Source organism: Flavobacterium cheonanense (genome assembly GCF_039539185.1).
GTDB classification, from domain to species: Bacteria; Bacteroidota; Bacteroidia; order Flavobacteriales; family Flavobacteriaceae; genus Flavobacterium; species Flavobacterium cheonanense.
In genome coordinates, this window is record NZ_BAABCT010000012.1 from 1 (window position 1) to 23,959 (window position 23,959).

Annotated in this window: 18 protein-coding genes; 14 read left to right on the plus strand and 4 right to left on the minus strand. The window is 29.9% G+C overall.

All coding sequences use genetic code 11. The annotated features are described in order from the left end of the window. The 4 genes from ABD766_RS14225 to ABD766_RS14240 all read right to left on the minus strand — a co-directional run. Positions 1-3,399, minus strand: a 3,399-nt coding sequence (locus tag ABD766_RS14225; RefSeq protein WP_344817305.1) for a beta strand repeat-containing protein, incomplete at its 3' end; no start/stop codon positions are given. A gap of 342 nt (positions 3,400-3,741) precedes the next feature. After that, a complete protein-coding gene (locus tag ABD766_RS14230) occupies positions 3,742-6,120 on the minus strand; it encodes a GumC family protein (protein WP_344817306.1) in 2,379 nt (792 codons plus the stop codon). A 5-nt stretch (positions 6,121-6,125) separates the two neighbouring features. Beyond that, positions 6,126-8,006, minus strand: coding sequence for a polysaccharide biosynthesis/export family protein (locus ABD766_RS14235; RefSeq protein WP_344817307.1), 1,881 nt, complete (start codon positions 8,004-8,006; stop codon positions 6,126-6,128). A 107-nt stretch (positions 8,007-8,113) separates the two neighbouring features. Beyond that, positions 8,114-8,860, minus strand: a complete 747-nt coding sequence (locus ABD766_RS14240; RefSeq protein WP_344817308.1) for a LytR/AlgR family response regulator transcription factor — start codon at positions 8,858-8,860, stop codon at positions 8,114-8,116. A 373-nt stretch (positions 8,861-9,233) separates the two neighbouring features. Between ABD766_RS14240 and ABD766_RS14245 the strand changes: the two genes are divergently transcribed. From ABD766_RS14245 to ABD766_RS14310, 14 genes are all read left to right on the plus strand, one after another. After that, positions 9,234-9,482 carry a hypothetical protein gene (locus tag ABD766_RS14245; RefSeq protein WP_344817309.1) on the plus strand — a complete coding sequence of 83 codons (249 nt, stop codon included), beginning with the start codon at positions 9,234-9,236 and terminating at the stop codon, positions 9,480-9,482. Between the two features lie 74 nt (positions 9,483-9,556). Next, complete coding sequence (locus ABD766_RS14250; RefSeq protein WP_344817310.1) at positions 9,557-10,015, plus strand: UpxY family transcription antiterminator; 459 nt, start codon at positions 9,557-9,559, stop codon at positions 10,013-10,015. 75 nt (positions 10,016-10,090) lie between these two features. Then, a complete protein-coding gene (locus ABD766_RS14255; RefSeq protein WP_344817311.1) occupies positions 10,091-11,062 on the plus strand; it encodes an SDR family oxidoreductase in 972 nt (323 codons plus the stop codon). A 9-nt stretch (positions 11,063-11,071) separates the two neighbouring features. Further along, positions 11,072-12,460 carry a nucleotide sugar dehydrogenase gene (locus ABD766_RS14260; protein ID WP_344817313.1) on the plus strand — a complete coding sequence of 463 codons (1,389 nt, stop codon included), beginning with the start codon at positions 11,072-11,074 and terminating at the stop codon, positions 12,458-12,460. A 10-nt stretch (positions 12,461-12,470) separates the two neighbouring features. Beyond that, complete coding sequence (locus ABD766_RS14265) at positions 12,471-13,751, plus strand: nucleotide sugar dehydrogenase (protein ID WP_344817314.1); 1,281 nt, start codon at positions 12,471-12,473, stop codon at positions 13,749-13,751. Between the two features lie 103 nt (positions 13,752-13,854). After that, positions 13,855-14,676 (plus strand): DUF3050 domain-containing protein, encoded by an 822-nt coding sequence (locus ABD766_RS14270; protein WP_344817315.1) that lies wholly within the window; start codon positions 13,855-13,857, stop codon positions 14,674-14,676. A 163-nt stretch (positions 14,677-14,839) separates the two neighbouring features. Continuing rightward, positions 14,840-15,508: an acylneuraminate cytidylyltransferase family protein gene (locus tag ABD766_RS14275; protein ID WP_344817316.1), complete on the plus strand. Its 669-nt coding sequence runs from the start codon at positions 14,840-14,842 to the stop codon at positions 15,506-15,508. 4 nt (positions 15,509-15,512) lie between these two features. Beyond that, entirely contained in the window at positions 15,513-16,553 is a 1,041-nt protein-coding gene (locus ABD766_RS14280) for an N-acetylneuraminate synthase family protein (protein WP_344817343.1), read from the plus strand. Next, positions 16,554-17,684, plus strand: coding sequence for a UDP-N-acetylglucosamine 2-epimerase (neuC, locus tag ABD766_RS14285; protein WP_344817317.1), 1,131 nt, complete (start codon positions 16,554-16,556; stop codon positions 17,682-17,684). 166 nt (positions 17,685-17,850) lie between these two features. Further along, complete coding sequence (locus ABD766_RS14290; protein ID WP_344817319.1) at positions 17,851-19,398, plus strand: MATE family efflux transporter; 1,548 nt, start codon at positions 17,851-17,853, stop codon at positions 19,396-19,398. Positions 19,399-19,405: 7 nt separating this feature from the next. Continuing rightward, positions 19,406-20,467 carry a polysialyltransferase family glycosyltransferase gene (locus tag ABD766_RS14295; RefSeq protein ID WP_344817321.1) on the plus strand — a complete coding sequence of 354 codons (1,062 nt, stop codon included), beginning with the start codon at positions 19,406-19,408 and terminating at the stop codon, positions 20,465-20,467. Continuing rightward, entirely contained in the window at positions 20,467-21,720 is a 1,254-nt protein-coding gene (locus ABD766_RS14300; RefSeq protein ID WP_344817323.1) for an EpsG family protein, read from the plus strand. Before ABD766_RS14295 ends, ABD766_RS14300 begins: the two co-directional genes overlap by 1 nt. Positions 21,721-21,727: 7 nt before the next feature. Continuing rightward, on the plus strand, positions 21,728-22,843 hold the full coding sequence (locus tag ABD766_RS14305; RefSeq protein ID WP_344817325.1) for a polysaccharide (de)acetylase: 1,116 nt from the start codon (positions 21,728-21,730) through the stop codon (positions 22,841-22,843). Between the two features lie 3 nt (positions 22,844-22,846). Continuing rightward, positions 22,847-23,953, plus strand: a complete 1,107-nt coding sequence (locus ABD766_RS14310) for a polysaccharide (de)acetylase (RefSeq protein ID WP_344817327.1) — start codon at positions 22,847-22,849, stop codon at positions 23,951-23,953. The last annotated feature ends 6 nt before the right edge of the window (positions 23,954-23,959 follow it).

The window sequence follows — 23,959 nt, forward strand, 5'->3', positions numbered from 1 at the left end:
CCAATTGGCAGTATCACTCCAAAGACCAGTTGTTCCTACCCAATTGTTGTTGTTTGAAACGGTCATAGAAATACTATTTGATGTTGCAGGCGAACCTGTTAAACAAGGAGAGGCATTTGACGTCATTACCACGCTAACAACATCATTATTAGCCAAAGTTGTTGATGTATAAGTGTCACTATTCGTTCCAACATTAGCTCCATTAATTTTCCATTGGTAACTTGGCGTTGTACCACCATTAGTTGGAGTAGCTGTAAAAGTTACACTTGTTCCGGTACAAATGGTTTGTGCTCCTGCAGTGATGGCAATACTAACACTTGCCGTTAAAATTGGATTTACTGTGATATTGGTACCATTATCTGATCCAGTAATAGAGTTGCCTATATTGACTACTCTTATTCTGTAACCAGTACCACTACTTGTTGCTAAAGGAATTGTTCCTGAAATTGTATTGGTAGTACTTGTTCCTATAGCGACAGGAGAAGTAAAACTTCCAGTAGCATCAGACAACTGTGCAGTATACGTTCCTGAAAGAGGACCATTAGTAGTAAAAGATATAGTAACTGCAGCACCTGCGCAGTATGTTGTTGGTGATATTGCAGAAGTACTAATAGTCGCTGGCCCAACAGTTATTGTACTGTTTGTATAATTAAAGGTAACTGCTTTTGTTGGAGCGGCATTATGATTAAAGTTTTGCGTACCAACTGTAAGTGTATTTGGTAATAATTGATAAGTTCCATCAGCTGGTGTGGTTGTACTAAATGTTACAGATTGTGAATCTGAAGCTATAGAAGCTGATGTAATATTGGTTAATCCAGTAACCGCTATAGTTCCTGTACCTGCTCCATTTACTGTGGTTCCAGCAGAATAATTGCTAGTAGTATTGTTACCATTTGCAGCTGTAAGAGTTAAAGTTCCTGAACCAGTTTTGACCAAAGCACCTGTCCCTGCAATTTTACCGTTTACAGTGTTGCTAGACGAAGCACTTACTGTTAAGTTACCTCCAAGAGTTAAAGTTGTAGTACTTGTTAAGGCTAAAGTCGTAGTTACGTTAAGTGGAGAACCTAAAGTCACTCCAGCTGTTCCTGTGCCAGAAGTTCTATTAATCGTTAAGCCTGCAAGTGTATTGTTAGCAGTTTCAAAGGTTAGTGTTCCCATGGCTCCTATGCCATTAATGATCATAGATCCTGGATTGTTACTAGCACTTCTTATTAACCCACTTCCGGAAATAGTGCACGTTTGGGAAGCTGTTCCTAAGGTAAACGTTTTCCCATTTAAATCAAAAATGTCATTGGCAGAACTTAAAGTAATTCCATTACCACCATTAGGAGCACCAGTCAACAAATCAACACCCAACTGAACGATTCCTGAAGGTTTGGTAATAACAATGTAATCAATGTTAAAAGGTGCAGTGGCCGTACCACTTATTGTTTGTGTTCCTGTTCCTGTAAAAAATACTGCTCTTTGATTAGCATTGAAAGTTCCGTTATCCGTATAATTACCTGTTAGTTCTAAATCTGCTCCGATATTAGCCGCAAGGGTGATAGTACCATTGTTGGTAAGTGTAACCCCTTTCAAGCGTTTGTCGGTAGTTCCGCTTAATGTTATATTTCCAGAGTTAATTATATTTCCAACAAACTCTACACCAACACCTGTACTTCCGTTTTGTGCGGTAAGACTAGGAATGGAGAAGGTGCTACCTGCGGAAACTGTTAAGTTGCCAGAGGCTTTTTTGAAACTATTATCGTTATTTACAACATTTAATATAGTGTTCACCCCGTTACCAATTTGAACATTTGCTGGATAACCTGCACCTGAGATATTACTCCATTCTGTACTACGTCCAAAGGTACCTCCAGTATTGTAAATAAGTGTGGAGCTTCCGCCATAAGTAGGAGCATTATTGAAGAATCCGTTGGCATTAATTTGGCATGTTCCATTTAATGTAAGTACTGCGCCACTACTTAAAGTAACTCCTGCAGCTGTTTGGAATATACCGCTAACAGTTCTTGAAACACCTAGATTAATTCCGCCAGCTCCAAGAACTGTAATATTGATAGGACTATTGATTGATGGCCAATAAGAATGATTACCATCTATTGGTCCATAGTTTCCAGATGTATTGTTGTAAACCAATGTTCCTGTAGTTCCATAATTCCATGTACCGCCACTTGCAAATCCTCCTTGATTTAATTGGAATATCCCAGAAATACTTAATGTACCACTATTATTGTATACTACACCAGATATCGCTAATGTACCGTTAGTGATAATAGTTCCACTATTTGTAGAAGTAGTATTTATTGTAATTGAAGTTGTTGCAGAAATGGTTAGTGTAATAGAAGAATTTATAGTTAACCTACCCACATTTACATTTCCTGTTGTGCTTGTTATATTATGAGCAATAGTAACATGAGTTGATGTTGCATTTGCCGGAACAGAGGCTCCCAACCATGTGCCTGCTGAATTCCAGCCACCCGAGGAGGTGGTAATAAAACCTAAATTAATATAGTTATCAACACTATTTGCAGAGTTGGTACCATCACTAATCCATATTGTTCCTCCACTAGATCCATCAGGTATAACAGCTGTTACCTGGTTTGAATTGACTACTGTTACATTAGAGCAAGAAGCTCCATTTGATCCGCCAATCCTTACACTATTTATAGATCCTAAATTAGTACCGTTGATTGTGATTGTTGCTCCTCTATACGTTTGTGTGTTGTTAGACGTTATGGAGGAAGATGATGATAAAATCGTTGGGATAGCTGCTGATATTGTAAAAGTAGCTGTCAATTCATTGCCATCATTGGAATTGAAAGATCCACCACCACCACCAGAAAACTGGACTCTTCCAAATCCTTTCACTTTGAAATTGTATGTTCCTGCTACTCCTGGATTAAAATTAGTTGTTCCATTATTAAATCCAACCACTCTATCGTTTCCTGACGAACAAACAACCTGACTAGGTCCACTGACTGGACTTTGATAATTGCCTATATTAATAATAGACCAAGAAACTGGCTCAGCATCACCTTGTTTCCAAATTTTATATTCTAATTTTCCTGCAATATAATCATTATTATCCGCCCAACCTACAACTGCATATCCAGTAATTTGTAATACAGCAGATGCACTAAACGTACCAAGATTGGTAGTGTTCCAATTTGCACTACCGTTATTGTAAAAAGTAGCGCCGTAATCGCCACAACCTTGATAACCCCATGCAACTCCATGAACATTATACCAATTATTCGTTCCATTTAAATTCACTTTAATGCCTTTATATCCTACACCACCGTTTGCAAAAGAAAGGGATGAAGATAAAAAAGAAATTAAAAGAATTAAATAATTGAATTTTAATAACTTGAAATTATTTATTTTGTTTAAAAAAATCATAAATTTTAATTTATATTTAATAAAAAGTACCTAAGGATTTATTGTATGATTAACTAACAAATTTAAAATGTTAAATAGTTTATTTTGTGATTAGTTAATAAGTGGTCTTTTTTTGAAATAAGTGATTAAAAAAACCTCCTCTGAGAAGAGGAGGTTTAAAGTAACTTTAATACCCTAACTAAGAGTTACTATATAATTTACATTTAGTAAACTATGTGATTATGAAAAACATTTAAAATTAACTATTTATTGTTTGAATTTTTAATTTTTGTAATAACCGATTGTTTTCTTGTAATAATTGGATTTTTTTTTTTTTTAAGTTTAGTTATTTGTTTACCTAATTTATTTTTTAATAAACTTAAAAAGATTCTTGTATGTATTATTTTTTTTAGTTTCTGTATTTTCTCCATAACCATAACCATAACCATAACCATAATTATATGAATATTTATAATTGTAGCCATAGCCATATTTACCATTAGAGCCAATCCCATTTATTATAAAAGCAATATTTTTTAACTTTGAGTTTTCATTTAAAGAGTCAACATAAGTAACAAGATTTTTTTCTGTATAATCATGTCTTGTTAGATAGATGGTTAAATCAGCGGTATTGGATATTAATAAAGTGTCATTTACATATATTGTTGGAGCAGTGTCAACGACAATATAATCATATTCTGTTTTGGCCTCATCTATTAACTTTTCAAATCTTCCGTTAGATATTAAATTAGATGGATTAGGTGGAATTATTCCTGAAAATAGTATATGAAGGTTTTCGTTGTAGGGATTTTCTTTTACCAGAGTATCTTTCCAATCTATGTCATAATTATGTAAATAGGTTGATAACCCTTTTTCAATTTTATTCATATTTAATGAATCATGAAGTTTAGGTTTTCTCATATCAGCACCAATAATTAAAACTTTTTTATTATAACTTGCCATTGCAAGAGCTAAATTTGTTGCAATAAAAGTTTTACCTTCACCCATAATAGATGATGTAACTAGTATAACTTGTCCTAATTTATTTTCTTTTGGAGGTAAAGAAAAGTTCACATTAGAGGATAAAATTCTAAAGCTTTCAGCATTAACTGATCTATCGTTTTTTTCTGCAAATAGTTTGAAATCTTTGAAGAAAGGGATTTCAGCAATAACAGGGATTTGAGAATTTTTAAATTCTATATCATTACGATCTTCAATTTTATTATCTAATAGATTTATGATATAAATTATACTAAATGGAATCAATAGTCCCATTGCAATGGCCATTAAATAAATTATATTCTTTTTTGGCGCAATAGGATTAAGAGTTGCAAAAGCATATTCAATAACTTTTATTGAAGGTGCCGTTACTGCATAAGCTATTGCCGACTCCTCTCTCTTTTGAAGTAATAATAAGTATAGATTTTCTTTAATCTTTTGTTGCCTTTCTATACTTCTTAATATTTTTTCATTAGAAGGGATTTCAAGTACATCACTTTTTGATTTTGAAAAATCATATTGTTGTTGAGATAAACTAATTTTTAATTGTTTATTATAGGTTGCTATGGATTCATTAATGTTGTTTTTTAATATACTTATTTGAGATTCTAAGCCTTTTAATGTTGGGTTTTCAGTTCCTGCTGTTTTGATTAATTTATCTCTTTGTAAGATGAAAGTGTTATATTCACTAATTAAACTAGTTATAATTATGTTGTCTAAACCAATATTGGCTGGCAAAACAGTTGTTTTAGAGCTATTTAATGCTTCTTTTAACAAGTTTGATAATTCAATTTGAGTTTCAATTTTAAATAAATTTAAATCAGAACTCGCTTTTTTGGTAACTTCAATTGCGGCATCAGCTTCAATAAAGCTCATGTCTTTAGATTTTTTGAAATCTCTTTTTTGATTTTCAATGCTGTCCAATTCGAACGTTAAATTCTTAAATCGGTTATCAATAAATTCTACAGTTTTTTTATTTACTTCCCTCTTGTCGTTTATTCCATCAATATTGAATGTTTCAACAACTTTATTTAGGATATCAACCCCTTTTTTTCTGTTACTTTCTTGGATTTTGACAGATAGTATTTCACTTTCTTTCCCAACAGTTTCGACGCTAATTTTATTTTTTAGGGATTCAACAGCATATATGTAAGGAATTATTTGAACTAGGAACGTTTTTTGTTTGATGTTTTTATCATAATTCAAATTGGGTTCAATAATGAAGTCAACATTATTAATTTTAGTTTTAACATGTGTACCAGCTACTGCAAATGGTTTTGCATTATTTGGAGTGATTATGTACCCGTTTTTTTGTATGAGGATAGTGAAAGCTGTACTAAATAAAGAGTCTTTATGACAAAGTGATGTTACTTTTATTGGTGCATTCCACAATTCTATAGTTTTAAATCTACCTTTCGAAAGATAGGAAGTAGTAAGATTTAAATCTGAAACAACCGGACCGAATAATCTTCTAGATTTTATATTCTCTACTTCATTATCCATGTTTACCTGAGCTTTTCCAGCCATCAAACCGAGAAGTTCAGAGGGTAATTTTAATCCTTTGTCGGATTCTTGTAGAATTTTTATTTTTGATTCAATTCCATAAACAGGGTTAGTATATCTTATATACATAAAGGCACATGTTAAAGAAATAATGGTTGTTAAGATGAAATATTTCCAATAATATAAATATTTGAAAATTTCTCTTTTCAAATCTAATTGTTCTTCAATCTTTTGATCCAATGTGATTAATTTTTGATTAATAAAAATCCAGTTAGTAGTAAAGAAACAACTGAAATTAGAGTACCTGCATTGCCAATAATTCCTGCCGATTTAATTTTTGCATTATTGGGGTTCACTACAATTACATCATTTTGTTTTACGTAAAAAAGATCGGAGCTCATCCAGCCAGTAGTGGTAAGGTCAATATGATTTATTGTTTTAGTGTTGTTTTCATATCTTATAAGCAGCACATCTTTTCTTTCTCCATTGATTGTTAAATCTCCAGCCATTCCTATAGCTTGTAATAAGGTTAAATTTTTTTCATAAAAAGTAAATGTCCCTGGTTGACGAACTTCACCCAATACGGTCAATTTTGAATTTACTAACCTTACAGTAACTGTTGGCTCCCTTAAATGACCGTCATCTATTAATTTTTTAGATAAAAACAACTCAAGTTCTCTTGTGGTTTTGTCGTTTACTTTTAATTGACCTAAAACAGGTAATGTAATAAAACCTTCGTCATTCACTAGATAGCCATTAAGTTTAATAATTTCAGGATTTATTCCATTATTAACACCTCCGCTTAGCAATTCACTATTGTAAATTCTGGAAGATTCGATATCTAATGATAAAATTTTTATGGAAAGTATATCGTTACTTTCAATTTTCTGATCTGCTATTCTATTATCAATTATGGCATTTTTCTTACCAGTTTGGAAATATAATAAATCTTTCTTTGTAGAACATGATGTTGCTGAGGTTAAAGCTAATGTGGATAGCAAAACAAATATTCCTTTTCTTAAAGAGCCAAGCATTACATTTTTATTCTTTTGTATTAATTGCGGTAAAGAAAAAAAAGCTGTTCCTAAAGTTAGAATAATTAATAATTGAGAATGAATATTTAAATCAACAATTAAGATGCTCAAAGTTGATAAAATTAGAGTTACAACTCCAATATAAACACTAACTTGCCAATGTTTCAAATTTAACTGTAAAAGTCTGTGATGAATATGATTTTTATCTGCTTTAAATGGACTTTTCTTGTAAATAAAAATTCTAATAATAAAAATTCTAGCAGTATCTATTAAAGGATAAAACAATAATGAAATTATCAATATTGGATTTATTTCATATGTAGTGTTCAAAATAATTACTTGCTTTATTGTTAGTATATTAATTGTTAAAAATGCCAACAGAAATCCCACAATCATAGAACCGGTATCTCCCATGAAAATCTTGTTCTTCTTTGATAGGTTGTATTTTAAAAATGCAATAATCGATCCTAATAGTGTCAACGTTATAATGCTCATAGCTGTATTTTTTGCACAGTAAAAAATAACAGCAGTAAAAATTAGAAAACAAATTGCTATTGTTCCGGCTAATCCATCTATTCCATCAATCAGATTGTAAGCGTTTATTATGAGAATAAATACGAATACTGTTAATAGAACTGATAAAAATTCATTTATATGATAGATTCCTAAAAACCCATACAAGTTATTAAGGGTTAAATTGGAACTTAACATCACAGATAATGCCACTAAAAATTGTACAAAAAATTTGGTTTTAGCTGACAACACTAATATATCGTCCTTCAGTCCTAGAAAAAATAATACTACTACAGATCCTATTAAGTGATAGGCTTGTATATTTTTAAATATTGCTCCAAATAAAGTAAATGATAAAATAAAGCCAATAAATATTCCAACGCCTCCTAACGTTGGAGTCTTAATTATGTGTGAGCTTCTTTCGGAAGGGGTAGCTACAAGATTTTTTTGGTTTGAAATATTTATAATAACCGGGAAAGAGATGTAGCTAATGAACCATGAAACAATAAAAAAAAAGATAAACCAATATTCTTGCTGAATTTGGTAAGAATGTAAAAAATGTTGTAATTTGTTATTCACCTTAGTTTTCTTAAAGAGCAACAAAGGTATTAAGCCACTAAATTACTTTTTTTTGATTAGTAATAAGTGAATTGAATTTCTGAATAAATGGCCAATAAAGATATAAACTAAAACAAATGTTTTCCAATATTTAAGGCTGCATTCAAATCATCTAATTTTCTTTTTGAAACGGGAATATTTTTATTGTTTTTCATTTCACAATAATAACCATCAGATTTTATTATGTTTGCCAAATTATTCAAATTGATGATGAATTTATGATGAATTCTACAAAATATATCTGGGTCTAATAGTTTTTGAAATTCGCCTAAGTTTTTACTAGCCATTTTACTCACTCCGTTATTCAAATAAATCAGTGTATATCTACCATCTGCTTCAAAACAGATTATTTCCTCTAGTTTTATAAGTTCAATTTTTTTTGTTGAATTTACAGGTATGAATTTTTGGAATTTACTTTCGGCAATTTTTAGTTGATGCAGGTTTATTTCATCATTTATTATGTTGATACATTTGTTTAGACAAAATAAAATAGATGATGTACTTGTAGGTAGTAATAAAAAATCAAAGATATTATATTTTACTAGATTAAAAATTTGTGATTTATCTTTTGATAAAATTATAATTTTTGATGTAATTATCCGATTGTTATCTAAAAAACTTACTACATCATCATAGTCAAATGATGTGTCTAATAAAAGAATATTTATCTTTTTTATATCATAGGCACTATTTAATTCTTTTAATGAATTGGTAAATTTTAAATTTAGTGTTTGGTTTGAAAAAGAATTTGTAAAGTTAATAATCTCATCATTTATTAGCTTTTGGGTTTTGTATGTTATTACATCTAATTTCATTGTGGGGTAATTTTTTTTTGTAAAAAAAGTAAAAATTAAACTTACATCATACTTTTAATTGAATATGTGTTCATTATTGTGTAATATTTGGAGATTGATTTAATTACTGTAAGAAGTTTTAACAAGTAATTATAAAGATTATTTATTGCAAATATTTGTTAGATATTTATGTAAAAAACGATTTTAAATATTTGACTTTTTCCTCAATACTTTTTTAATTAAAATAAATATTTACTTTAATTTATAATATTCAATTATATAATTGACAACAACGTTTATTTATTTCAAATATTCCCTCATTAATTCCATTTATTACTTTTAAAAGTTCAGTAATGCTTAATTATTTAAAATTTGTGTCAAAATATCTATTTTAATGAACAATATTGCTATACTTTCGATCAAACACTTCACGGCTTTCAATCAAGTTGTAGAAGATTATAAATCATTATTGTTTTATGAACAAGAGTTGATTAATTATGAAGATGATAAAAGAAAAGCAAGTTATGAAAGAGTAAAAAAAGAAATTATCTTTTTATTAAAACGCATTATCAAAAATAAAGATATTTTAGAAGAAAATACAAAAGCTGATCAAGAATATTTGAATAAGCTGATTGGGCAATAAAAATGACTTTAATTTTCTTTCTAATAGATTGAAATTTAAAAAAACAAGTTCTTCAAACATAAAAAATAGATAATTTGAATTGGTTCGTCATATATACCAAGCCACAGCAAGAACTGAAGGTACTTGAACGTCTTCAAAAAATTAATATCGAGGCTTATTGCCCTGTTATTGAAGAGGTTAGGCAATGGTCAGATCGGAAGAAAAAAGTTATTGTTCCTCTAATAAAATCTTATGTTTTTATTAGAGTTGATTTTGAAAATAGATTTAAGGTATTTGATGTGCCAGGTGTAGTTCGTTATCTTTTCTGGATGGGAAAACCAGCAATTGTGTATGATAACGAAATTATTGCTTTGAGAGAATCTTTGACTAATTCGTATTCTGCATTAAAAATCGAGACTATTGCTGTCGGTGAAAGATTAAAAATAAAGCAAGGTCCTTTTCAAAATAATGAAGGTACAGTTGTAAAGGTGAATGCAAAGCATGTAACTATTGCTCTAGAACAGTTAGGTATCATAGTTTCAATTACTTACTAGATTACAAAGATTTGTTTAATTCTTCCATTGTGTGACACATGTGGCGAAGCCGTGCAAAAAAGTTAACAATTATAAATGAAAAATATTAAAATTCTTATTACGGGTGGGGCTGGGTTTATTGGTTCTAACTTGTGTGAGTACTTTATCAATAAAGGTGCTTGTGTAGTTTGTCTTGATAATTTTGCAACTGGACATCGCCACAATATAGCTTCACTAATTAATCATCCCAATTTCACATTAGTTGAAGGAGACATTCGTGATTTAGAAACTTGCCAAAGTGCTGTTTATGGTATTGATTATGTGCTGCATCAGGCGGCTTTGGGTTCTGTCCCAAGATCCATTCAGAATCCCATAACATCTAATGACGTGAATGTTACTGGATTTTTAAATATGCTAGTTGCTAGTCGTGACGCCAAGGTAAAGCGATTTATTTATGCTGCAAGTTCCTCAACTTATGGCGATTCAGAGGCATTACCGAAAATTGAAAATGTAATTGGTAAACCGCTCTCTCCATATGCAATTACAAAATATGTAAATGAACTTTATGCTGGAATTTTTAGTTCAACCTATGGATTAGAAACAATTGGTTTACGCTATTTTAATGTATTTGGACGAAGACAAGATCCTAATGGCGCGTATGCTGCTGTAATTCCTTTATTTGTAAAGCAATTTATGAGTCTTCAAAGCCCAATCATTAATGGAGATGGAAATTATTCAAGAGATTTCACTTATATCGATAATGTAATTCAAATGAATGAGTTGGCCATGTTAACAACCAATCCAGACGCTATAAATACAGTTTATAATACCGCTTTTGGTGATCGAACTACTTTAAATCAATTAGTAGGAAGTTTAAAAGAAATTTTAACAAAATACAAGCCACAAATTAAACATGTAGAAATACTTCACGGTCCTAACAGGGCCGGTGATATACCGCATTCTTTAGCAAGTATTGATAAAGCAAAAAAATTATTAGGATATAGCCCAAAATTTTCCATGAAGCAAGGTTTAGAACAAGCTGTAGATTGGTATTGGAAAAATTTATAATATCAAGAAATGATCAAAAATATTTGTTGTATTGGCGCTGGCTATGTTGGAGGACCTACCATGGCTGTTATTGCACAAAAATGCCCACACATTAAGGTTACTGTTGTAGATTTAAATGAGAAACGAATAGCGGCATGGAATGATGAAGATTTAAATAATCTTCCAATTTACGAGCCAGGTTTAGCCAATGTAGTTTCTGAATCTCGTGGAAGAAATTTATTTTTTTCTACTGATGTTGATTCAGCTATTGATTCAGCCGATATGATTTTTATATCCGTTAATACACCCACAAAAAATTATGGTGAAGGAAAGGGTATGGCTGCAGATTTAAAGTATATAGAATTGTGTGCCAGACAAATTGCAAGAGTTTCTAAAGGCAACAAAATTGTTGTTGAAAAATCAACATTGCCAGTTAGAACAGCCGAAGCTATAAAAAGCATATTAGAAAATACCGGAAATGGATTTAAGTTTCAGATCTTATCCAACCCAGAATTCTTAGCTGAAGGAACTGCTGTAAGAGATTTACAAAAGCCAGATAGAGTTCTAGTCGGAGGAGAATCTTCGCCTGAAGGTCAAGAAGCCATAATTAAGTTAGTTGACATTTATGCAAATTGGGTTTCTAAAGATAGAATTTTAACAACAAATGTTTGGTCTTCTGAATTATCAAAATTAACTGCTAATGCATTCTTAGCGCAAAGAGTTTCTTCTATTAATGCTTTAAGTGAATTATGTGAAAAAACAGGCGCTGATGTAAATGAAGTAGCCAGAGCTATCGGTATGGATAGTAGAATTGGTTCAAAATTCTTAAAAGCCTCTGTTGGTTTTGGTGGTTCTTGTTTTCAAAAAGATATTTTAAATTTAGTCTACATCGCAAAATCCTATGGATTAAATGAAGTAGCTGATTATTGGGAACAAGTAATCATTATGAATGATTATCAAAAAAGTCGCTTTTCAAAAAACATAGTGAAAACTTTATACAATACAGTATCTGGAAAGAAAATTGCTCTTTTAGGATGGTCTTTCAAAAAAGACACTAATGACTCTAGAGAATCTCCTGCCATTTATGTTGCCAATGATTTGATGGAAGAACAAGCAAGCGTGGTTGTGTTTGACCCTAAAGTAGAAGAAACTCAAATATATTCAGACTTAAATTACTTGGGAACTCGCTCGGAAATTGAAAATAAAAAGGGGTTAAAAGTAAGTTCTAGTTATGTTGATGCATGTAAAGATGCACATGCTATTCTAATAGTAACCGAATGGGATACATTTAAATCATATGATTGGAAAAATATATTTGACCAAATGAAAAAACCTGCATTTATTTTTGATGGTAGAAATTTATTAAATAAAAAAGAATTAGAACAAATAGGCTTTATCTATAAAGCCATTGGTTCATAGATGTGAAATAATGAGTACTAAAATTGCAGTAATTGGTTTAGGATATGTAGGATTGCCTTTAGCACGTCTTTTTGCCACAAAGTATAAAGTAGTAGGTTTTGATATCAATAAAACCCGAATAATAGAATTAAATTCTGGAATTGACAAAACCTTAGAAGTTAGTGATGAAGACTTGCAAGTTGTTTTATTGAAAGATTTCAATACCGGAAGTACTGGATTACATTGTTCAGATTTATTGACAGACATTGCTGATTGTAACTATTACATTGTAACCGTTCCGACACCAGTAGATAAGAATAATCGTCCCGATTTAACACCACTTTACAAAGCCAGCGAAACAGTAGGCAAAGTATTAAAAAAAGGAGATATTGTTATTTATGAATCTACAGTATATCCTGGTGCCACCGAAGAAGAATGTATTCCGGTTTTAGAAAAAGTTTCCAATCTAAAATTCAATGTAGATTTCTATGCAGGTTACTCTCCTGAACGTATTAACCCAGGAGATAAAGAGCATACCGTAGAAAAAATTCTAAAAGTCACAGCAGGATCTACACCAGAAATTGGAGAAAAAGTAAACGATTTATACAAAAGCGTTATTGTAGCAGGAACGCATTTAGCACCTTGTATTAAAGTTGCAGAAGCTGCTAAAGTTATAGAAAATTCACAACGTGATATCAATATTGCCTTTGTAAATGAATTGGCAAAAATATTCAATCTACTTGATATTGATACTCATGCTGTACTAGAAGCTGCAGGTACCAAATGGAATTTTTTACCCTTTAAACCGGGCTTAGTTGGCGGACATTGTATAGGTGTTGATCCTTATTATTTAGCTCAAAAAGCGCAAGAAGCTGGTTATCATCCAGAAATCATCTTGGCAGGTCGTCGTTTAAATGATAGTATGGGAGAATATGTTGCTTCGCAAGTAGTGAAGTTGATGATTAAAAAAGGGATTTCTATTAAAGGTTCTAAGTTATTAATGTTAGGAATAACCTTTAAAGAAAATTGTCCCGATGTTCGTAATACTAAAATTGTAGATGTGGTTAATGCCTTAGTAGATTATGGTATTTCAGTTTCTATTTTTGACCCTTGGGCAAATCCAGCAGAAGTTTTTCATGAGTATGGATTGAAATCAACCAATACTATACCCAATCAAAAATTTGATGCAATAGTATTAGGTGTTGCACACGTTGAATTTTTAGATTTAGATTTGGTTTTACTAAAAAATGCTAATAGTATTCTTTATGATGTAAAAGGTGTTTTTGGGAAAATTGCAGATGGTAAATTATAGAAATTATAGTATTAGTAAATAATTTCAGATTAGCTTAACGAGAGCGAATAAAATTTAATAACCAATTTACTTAAAATATTAATCAAAAAAATAAAAAGCAATAATGAAATCTCAAATTGATAAAATTAAAAAAACAATTGAACCTTTAAGGCAAGAGATTATCAATCATAAAGTTTATTCAGCAATAAAAAATATAGATGACTTGAAAGTCTTTATGCAATTTCATGTTTATGCTGTTTGGGACTTTATGTCTTTATTAAAAACGCTACAAAGTAATTTAACTTGTACATCAATTCCTTGGTTTCCAAAAGGAGACGCTGACTCAAGATATCTTATCAACGAAATTGTAGTTGGTGAAGAATCTGATATAGACATTGATGGAGTAAGAAAAAGCCATTTTGAATTGTATTTAGATGCTATGAAACAATGCGGAGCAGATTCATCTAAAATTGAAGTTTTTATAGATGAATTAAAAAATACTGGTGACTTTAATTCTGCTTTTTTGTCTTCTGAAACTCCAAAAGAAGCAAAAGAGTTTGTTGACTTTACTTTCAAGATAATTGGGAGTAGAAAAGATTATTTGCAGTCAGCTATCTTCACTTTTGGACGTGAAGATTTAATACCAGATATGTTTATATCAATTATTAACGAAATACACAAGAATTTCCCTAATGAAATTTCTATTTTTAAGTATTATATTGAAAGACACATAGAAGTAGATGGCGACTATCATAGCCATCTTGCTTTACAAATGACTTCAAATCTTTGTAAAGATAACGAACAATTTTGGCAAGAGGTAGAGGAATCAGTAATTAATTCGTTAAAGCACAGAATTGAATTGTGGAATGGTGTATACAGAATATTAAATGAGAGAGCAACTACTACTGACGTCACCCAAAAGGATTATCAGTATAGTAGAGGCTAACACTTAGTATTTTTTTAAAATTAGGACTTTTATATAGTTTTTGTTTGCAAAATTTTAGACGATTTCGGTCCCATATCTTTTTAATCAAAATGTAATTAAAAAAACTGCACTTCGTTTATATTGACTTTGAATCTAGATTATTTTTTTAATCAAAATTATCAAAATGAAAAATATAGCAATTATTCCTGCTAGAGGAGGTTCAAAAAGATTGCCAGGGAAAAATATTAAAAACTTAAATGGTTTACCTCTAATAGCACATTCCATTTTATATGCTAAAAAAAATTTAGATATAATTGATGAAATTTATGTCACTACAGATGATTTAGATATTAAAAAAATAGCTATTAAATACGGTGCTAAAGTTATTGATAGACCTCAAAATTTATCACAAGATTTAGAGCCAACCGTTACAGCCTTAGCACATGTTTTACTTTCAATAGATTATGAGGTTGATACTGTAATTTTACTACAGCCTACAAATCCTCTAAGGCCCGAAAAATTACTATCAGAAGCTTACGAACTATTTGAAAAAGAAAAGTACACAAGTTTATTTACAGTTACAAGAAATTACCAGAAGTTTGGTAAAATTTTAAAAAATCAATTTCTACCTTTTAATTATGAAGTTGGGCAAAGAAGTCAAGATCTTGAACCCATATTTTTTGAAAATGGATTATTGTATATAACAAAATCAGAGCTTATACTAAATAACAGTATTATTTCTAAATCAGCATTTCCTTATATAGTAGAACATTCCTTTGCAGAAATTGACATAGATACTATAGAAGATTTCGAGTACGCAGAATATATAATAAATAAAACTAATGCCAACTAAACTAATGAATCCATTTATTGAAATCCAAGGCAGGAGAATAGGACCAGATTATCCTCCTTTAGTAATTGCTGAAATAGGAATTAACCATGAAGGAGATTTAAAAACCGCACTCGAAATGGTTGATGCTGCAAAAAGAGCGGGTATTGAAGTTGTTAAACATCAAACGCATATAGTAGAAGACGAAATGTCTGGCGCTGCAAAAAAAGTTATTCCAGGAAATAGTGATGTTTCTATTTATGAAATTATGAAACGTTGTGCATTAAGCGAAGAAGATGAATTAACACTAAAAAACTATGTTGAAAACAATGGTATGATTTTTATTTCTACTCCATTTTCTCGCGCCGCTGCTAATCGTCTTCAAAAATTTGATATTCCAGCCTATAAAATTGGATCAGGCGAATGTAATAACTATCCACTTCTTGAGCATATTTCTTCTTTTGGAAAGCCCATTATTTTAAGTACCGGAATGAATACCATTGAAAGTATTCAAAAAGCAGTTGCTATTTTTGTTAAAAACAAAGTTCCATATGCTTTACTCCATACAACCAATCTTTATCCAACTCCTCCTAATTTAGTCCGTTTAGGAGCTATGTGTGAAATGAATGAAGCTTTTCCTACCACTGTTTTTGGTTTATCAGATCATACTTTAAACAATACTGCCTGCTTAGGAGCTGTTGCCTTAGGCGCATCCATATTAGAAAGACATTTTACAGATCACATGAGTAGAAAAGGTCCAGATATTGTATGTAGTATGGACGAAAAGGCAGCCAAAGAACTTATTAAATATAGTAAAGAAATGTATTTAATGCGAGGCGGAACTAAAAAACCAGCTGACGAAGAACAAGTAACTATAGATTTTGCTTTTGCAACGGTTTGCAGCATAGCTGAAATTGCTAAAGGAGAAAAATTCACGATGGAAAATATTTGGGTAAAACGTCCTGGTACTGGAAAAATACTTGCCGAAAATTTTGAAAAAATATTAGGTAAAACCGCCACACGAACTATTGAAAATGACGAGCAATTAACTTGGGATGATATTGTTTAAATGAAGAAAATATTATTTATAACAGGAACTAGAGCTGATTTTGGAAAACAAAAGACAATTTTAAAATCAATAACTGAGCATCCCGATTTCGATTGTACTATTTTTTGTACTGGTATGCATTTAATGTCAAAATATGGCAATACCGTTGTAGAAATCCAAAAAGCAGGATTCAAAGATCAGTTGTTTTATTTTATAAATCAAGTTGAAGGAGAAAGTATGGAAGTCATTCTCTCTAATACCATTTCAGGCTTGAGTAAGTATGTTCAAGAAAATAAAGTTGATTTAATTGTAATACATGGCGATCGAGTGGAGTCGTTGGCAGGAGCAATTGTTGGAGCCCTGCGAAATATTTTGGTAGCCCACATTGAAGGTGGAGAAGTCTCAGGAACTATAGATGATTTAATAAGACACGCCTGTACAAAAATGTCGCACATACATTTCGTTGCTAGTGAAATGGCGAAGAAAAGATTGCTACAATTAGGAGAAAATGAAAACAGTATTTATAATATTGGCTCACCAGATGTTGATGTAATGTTGTCTAACGATTTACCAGATATTGAAAAGGTAAAATCCTATTATGAAATTGAATTTGATGATTTTGCAATAGCTATGTTACACCCAGTTACTTCAGAATTGGATGTTGCCGAAAAGCATGCAACTATTTTCGTTGATTCTTTATTAGAAAGCAATCAAAATTATGTGGTAATCTATCCAAATAATGATCTAGGAAATGAACATATTTTAAATGCTTACAAGAAATTAAAATCTAATCCTAGAATAAAAATATTCCCATCGTTGCGATTTGAGTATTTTTTAACGCTATTAAAATATAGTAAATTTATAATTGGAAATTCTAGTGCTGGTATACATGAAGCCCCTGTTTATGGGGTTCCAACAATTAATGTAGGTACTCGCCAAAATAACAGATTTAATTATGTTTCTATATCAAATGTAGCCTTTGATTCGGAAGAGATTTTGAAGTCAATCAGAAACGCTCAAACGAAAGAGCAAAGATACCAAACTACAGATCATTACGGAAAAGGGAACAGTGCTCAACTGTTTGTAGAAGCAATTAATGTTCCTTCCTTTTGGTTAAATAGTGTGCAGAAAACTTTTGTAGATTTAAAATAAATAATCCTAAAGTTACTCTTATTAAAAATAAAGAAATCAAGTTAAAAAAGCATATTTTCTATAATATGTTACCTTTTCGCTTACTAATACAAAATTAAAAAAAGATTAAGTAAATTATTCTCATATAATAAGCATACGACTGAGTAAATGATTTCCAAGTTCTAAAATGATAAAAAAAATTATTAGTTTACATAAATCCAGCGCCTCTAATAGAGCGGTAATAAATACTGCAGTTATCTATGGGCAACGATTTTTTGCGGCAGCTTTATCATTAATAACTACGCCTATTATTCTTAATGGTCTTGGAGTACAAGATTATGGATTGTATACACTTACGATTGGTTTTGTAGGTATGTTAGCAGTTTTAAATTGGTCACTATCCTCTTCAACACAGCGCTATACTGCTTTTGCTATTGGAGAGAAAAACACACTAAAATTAAACAAGGTTTTTTCTTCAGCATTGGTCATTCATTTTTTATATGGACTACTCTTATTGGCAATTATAGCAATTATAAGTCGGTTTTATATAGGAAGTTTATTAAATATTCCAGTTGGTAAATTAGAGGACACCAAAAATATTCTTTATGTAGTAGGGCTACTATCATTTATATCCATTATGTCAATTCCTTTTTTAGGAATATTAAGAGCGAAAGAAAATTTTATTGATATTTCAATAATAGGCATTACAGAATCTGTCTTAAAGTTAGGAATTGCTTTTACGATAGTGTCTCTAACAGACAATAAATTAGTTATATATTCCTTGTTATTATTAGGAATTTCAGTAATATCGTTGGTAATCTATTATTTTATTGTAAAACTAAATTACAAAGAAGTTATAATTTCATTAAAATTTTATGATAAAGAATTGGTCAAGGGTATGTTCTCTTTTCTTAGTTGGAGCCTTTTAGGATCATTATCATTAACAAGTAGAAATGAAGGTGTACAAATACTTATTAATCTTTTTTTTGGTGTAGCTAAAAATGCTGCATATGGAATTGCAATGCAAATAAACGTCGCAATGAGCATATTATCGCAAGGAATTATAGGTTCATTAAGTCCACAAATTATCAAAAGCGCAGGAGCTGGCGAATATGATAAAATGATTTTTTTAATGCGAACGATGTCTAAATTCGCAACCTTTTCAATATCGCTCTTTGCCATTCCTTTTTTCTTTCAATGCCCGTTAATACTAAAGTTGTGGTTAACAAATGTGCCGCAAGAAACCATTATTTATGTTAGACTAATAATAATTTTTGGACAGGTTATGTTATTATCAGCAGGCATACAAACCGTTTTTGATGCTATTGGAAAGGTTAAAATATACAATATTTGGGTAAGTTTCATATTAATGCTTAACATTCCTATAGCATATGGATTTTTTAAAATGGGGTTTCCAAGTTATACAATAATACTTGTAGGAATGTGTCTTGAATTAATTTCTCTAAATGTTCGTTTAAGACTGTTGAAAAAGTACCTACATTTTTCGATAAAAGAGTTTTATTTTGATACCTTTTTTAGGGTCTTTCTGCCAACAATCGCACTATCAACTATACTATATTTTTTCTTATTGATTCCTTTAGATAATTTTTTAAAATTGATAGCTACTTTCCTAATTGTCTTTATTTTATATCCTGTTATCATATATAATTTTTCCCTTGAAAGAAAACAAAAAGAATTTTTTGAAACAAAATTTAAAAAACTGATTAGGTCATAAAAATAAAATGAAGGAGAAAATAGTTTACTTAATTCATACAGAATATCATTTACTTTTATCAATAAATGATATTCTACAAAAATATTCAGATACTAGCAAGTTTGAGGTACAGGTGTTGCTTAAACAATCTTCTAAAAGCACTCGTTTAAAGCAAGACCTAGATTTGAATTTTTTACCTTTTACCTATAAAATTATCAATTTTAATATTGATTTAAATTCAAAATTAACTTTTAGTGAAAAGGAAGTATTAGAAGAATTATTAGAAAATAAACTTTCGGTTTTCATCTTTTTTCAAGAACAAGATCCTATTAGCATAATACTTATTAATAAATATGTAGAGAATAAAACCAAAATTTATCTATACCAAGATGGGTTAAAACCTTATGTTATTAATGGAATGAAGTTTTCGCTTGGTATGGTTTTGTATAATATAAAACAAAACCAATGGATTAAAAAAAATGGTTATTCAGTAAAAAATTATTTCTCTTTTTTAATTTGTAAAAGATACGGATACCTAAGAGGAATTGATAAACTTTTTTTATCTTTTCCTAATGCATATACTAATTGGAATAATTTACCAATTGAACCCATTTCAACAAAATTTACAGACAGCTTTAAAACCATAATTAAACAAGTATTCCATTGGGACTCTAGTTTACTTTGCGAGAAAGAAGGGGTTATTTTTTTTATGAATCAACCCATGAATGATGATGGTTCATTTGAAGTAAGTGTTTTAAAAAAATTGAAATTAAAGTATCCTAAAAATTTAATCTACATAAAAAATCACCCACTAACTTCCAAGGTAAAATTAGAAAAGTACAAAGAATTAGATAACATAATAATAATTAATTCCAAGATTCCAGCAGAATTATTTATCAGCGAATTGAAGAACTCAATTATACTTTCTATTTGCTCAACAGCAACATTTATAAACAATGAAGACTGCAAATTTTATTGGATTGATCAAATTATGGAAGACAACAACGTAGAAAGATTAAAAAGATATAATTTAATTAACCCTACACCACATGTTATTACCGTAAAATCTGTGAATGATATTGTATTTTAATGAACACTACGACAGAAAAAAACAGAATATGGCTTTGGATACTTTATATTATTTATCCATTGGGCTCTTTTATTTATGCCATTAAAAATTATGATGTAAAAAAATACCGAATTTTCATCTATGTGTTTTTTTTATTTTATGGATATACTTTTTTACCAATTCCAAATTCTGATGGTTCTCGGTATAAGAAAATTTTTGAGTCGACTGATGTTTATTCTTTTAGCAGCTATTGTACTGATATAGGTTATGTGATGAATGGAAATTCTGAACATACCGATTTTTACCACTTAACTATTCATTATTTGGCTAAATCAATCAGTACAGATTCTAGGGTTTATTTTTTAATAGCAGCAAGTGTTTATTTTTTTGTTTTTTTAAAATTACTTTCTACAATATGGACTCTTATAACAATTAAAAATGCAAAATATTTTATTTCTTTTTTTATAGGTTGCTGCTTTATATATAATTTATCATCTGGAATTAATGGTATTAGATTCCCACTAGCTTTTATGGTTTTTAGTTTAGGAGCATTAAAACTAATTATTGCCAAAGAAAAAAAATATCTCTTTATTGCATTTTTATCAATTTTGATACATTTTGCATTTGTTTATTCTCTAGTGTTTTTAGTTCTAATTTATTTTTTAAATTTTTCAATAAAACAATGGGTTTTATATGGTGTTTTAATCATGGTTATTAGTTTTAGCTTTCTTTTTTCATCTCTTATCGAGAGTCAACTTGGTTTATTTGGAACTACAGCGGAATCAAAATTTACTGGATATACAAGCGATGGATTTTTAGAAAAAAGAGCCAATACCCGAGAAAGTTGGAATTTCTATGTAGTATTTAATTTATATTCTGTTTACTTTTTTTCAGTTATTTCAATTTTTTTGATAAAATTTAAAAATTTTAAAGTTAAATTCGATTCTACTTCAAATAAGCTATTTGTATTTTCAATAATAATGTTAATTCACTCTATTCTTTCGGGAAGTATTGTAGATACTGTAACAAATAGATATAATTTATTGTTTATTTTTTTTGAGTTGGTTTTTCTTTTTTATTTATCTAGTATTAATACAGGCAACAGTTTTTTAACTTTTTTAAATCATGTTTACATTCCAATATTAATAATAAATATTTTAATAAAAATTAGAGCTGATTTATATACTGTTAATGCTTTAGTTTTTTTAGGCAATTTTATAGTATCTCTTTTTATCAAGGAATCTATTTCGATACAAGATTATTTATTAAACTAAATCAGTTATGAATTTAAGAACACTATTAGCAAAAAATTATATAAATTGGAGAGGTTGGAAAACTAACCGTAAAATTGTTGTAATAGAGTCTGATGATTGGGGAAGTATAAGAACACATTCCAAAGAGGCTTACATTGAGATAAAAAAACAAGGTATAAATTTACATAAATCTATTTTCACCAAATATGATTGTTTAGAATCTATTACTGATTTACAACTCCTTTTTGAAGTTTTAAATTCTGTTAAAGACAAATATGATAATCCTGCAAAAATTACTGCGGTTGGAGTTGTTGCCAATCCAGATTTTAATAAAATTGAAAAGTCTGATTACAAAACGTATTCCTATTTAAATCTCAAAGACAGTTATGCAATTCTAGGAAGCGGTGAAGATGTACTGACTTACTGGTTGGAAAACGGATTGAAAAATAAATTATTATGGCCTCAATTTCATGGAAGAGAGCATCTAAATCCAACACATTGGCTTGCTGCATTAAACTCTGACAATAAAAATGAACTTATAGCATTTGAAAACAAATCGCTTTTAGGTTTATACAAATATTCTGATAGAACAAAAATGTACTTGTCGGCTTTTGAGTATTTTAATGAAAAAGAAAAGATAGAAATAGAACAAGTTACTAAAGAAGGATTGAAACTATTTGAGGAAACTTTCGGTTTTAAATCTAAGAGTTTTATGGCGTCACAATCTATCCGAGGCGAACATTTAGATAAAGTACTTTCAGAAAATGGAGTTTTATACCATCAAGGAGGACAGCAACTTATTCCAACAAACAATTCCTTAAAAATAAAAAACAGATATTGGGGTGATACCAATTCTTATAATATGATGTATTGGAGAAGAAATTGCAATTTCGAACCTTCAAAAAACCAAAATAATGATTCGGTATCTGACACTTTAAAAGAAATTGAAATAGCTTTTAGATGGGGTAAACCTGCAGTAATTAGTTCTCATAGGGTAAATTTTAGTGGTTCTATTTTCCCTGAGAATAGAGAAAAATCCTTAGCAAAACTAAAAATATTGTTAACTAGCATCCTTAAAAAATGGCCCGATGTAGAATTTCTTACAAGTGATGATTTAGGTGATGTCATGAAATTTCAAAAATAACTCATGATTGAATATTTAAAAAAAAATCTAATCAACATACCCGGAAAAAACTTAAAAGCAAAATATTTGGTTTTAGAATCTGACGATTGGGGTTCTATTCGTATACCCAATATTAAAACTAGAAATAGTTTTTTAGATCAAGGGTTAATCAAGAATAATGATCCATTCTCAATGTATGATACACTTGAGACGGCAACAGATTTAGATAAATTATTTGATGTTTTAAGTCAGTTTAAAGATATCAACAATAATACACCAATTGTAACTGCTAATACAGTAGTAGCTAATCCAGATTTTCAAAAAATCAAAGAATCCAATTATAAACACTATTTCTTTGAGCCTTTTACAAAGACCTATTTAGCTAAAAGAGATTCTGAAAATGCTCTTAAAGTGTTTACTAAAGGGATTGACGAGAAGTACTTTTATCCGCAATTTCATTGCAGAGAACATTTAAATCTACCTATGTGGATGCAAAGAATACAAAATAATAATTCTGCATTTATAAGAGCATTTCAACACAATTGTTTTTCAATTGATTTTGAAAATCATTTTAACAAGAGAAGCAACTTGATGGCTTCTTATGATTACAATTCGGAAGCAGATTTAGAAATTATTAAACAAAGTATTCATGAAGGTCTTGTCTTGTTTGAATCCATTTTTGGTTTTAAATCTAAATCATCCATTGCGCCATGCTATGTTTGGGATAAAAAAATTGAAGAAATACTCCAAGAAAACGAGGTGAAGTTTTTACAAGGATCTAGATTTCAAAATTTACCTATTGAAGGAGGTACTTCTTTTAAGAAAATATTTCATTTTAATGGTCAAAAAAATGATCTTGGCCAATATTATTTTCAAAGGAACGGCCTGTTTGAACCCTCATTAAATCATGATGTAGATTGGGTTGATAAATGTATGGAGAGTATTTCAATAGCTTTTAGATGGAATAAACCTGCTATAATTGGAACCCATAGAATTAATTTCTGTGGCGGATTAGAAGAAACTAATCGTGATAGAAATCTTATTTTATTACAGGAGTTATTAAAACAAATAATAAAGAAATGGCCAGATATACAATTTTTACATAGCGCATCTCTTCATGAATCATATTAGTTAGAA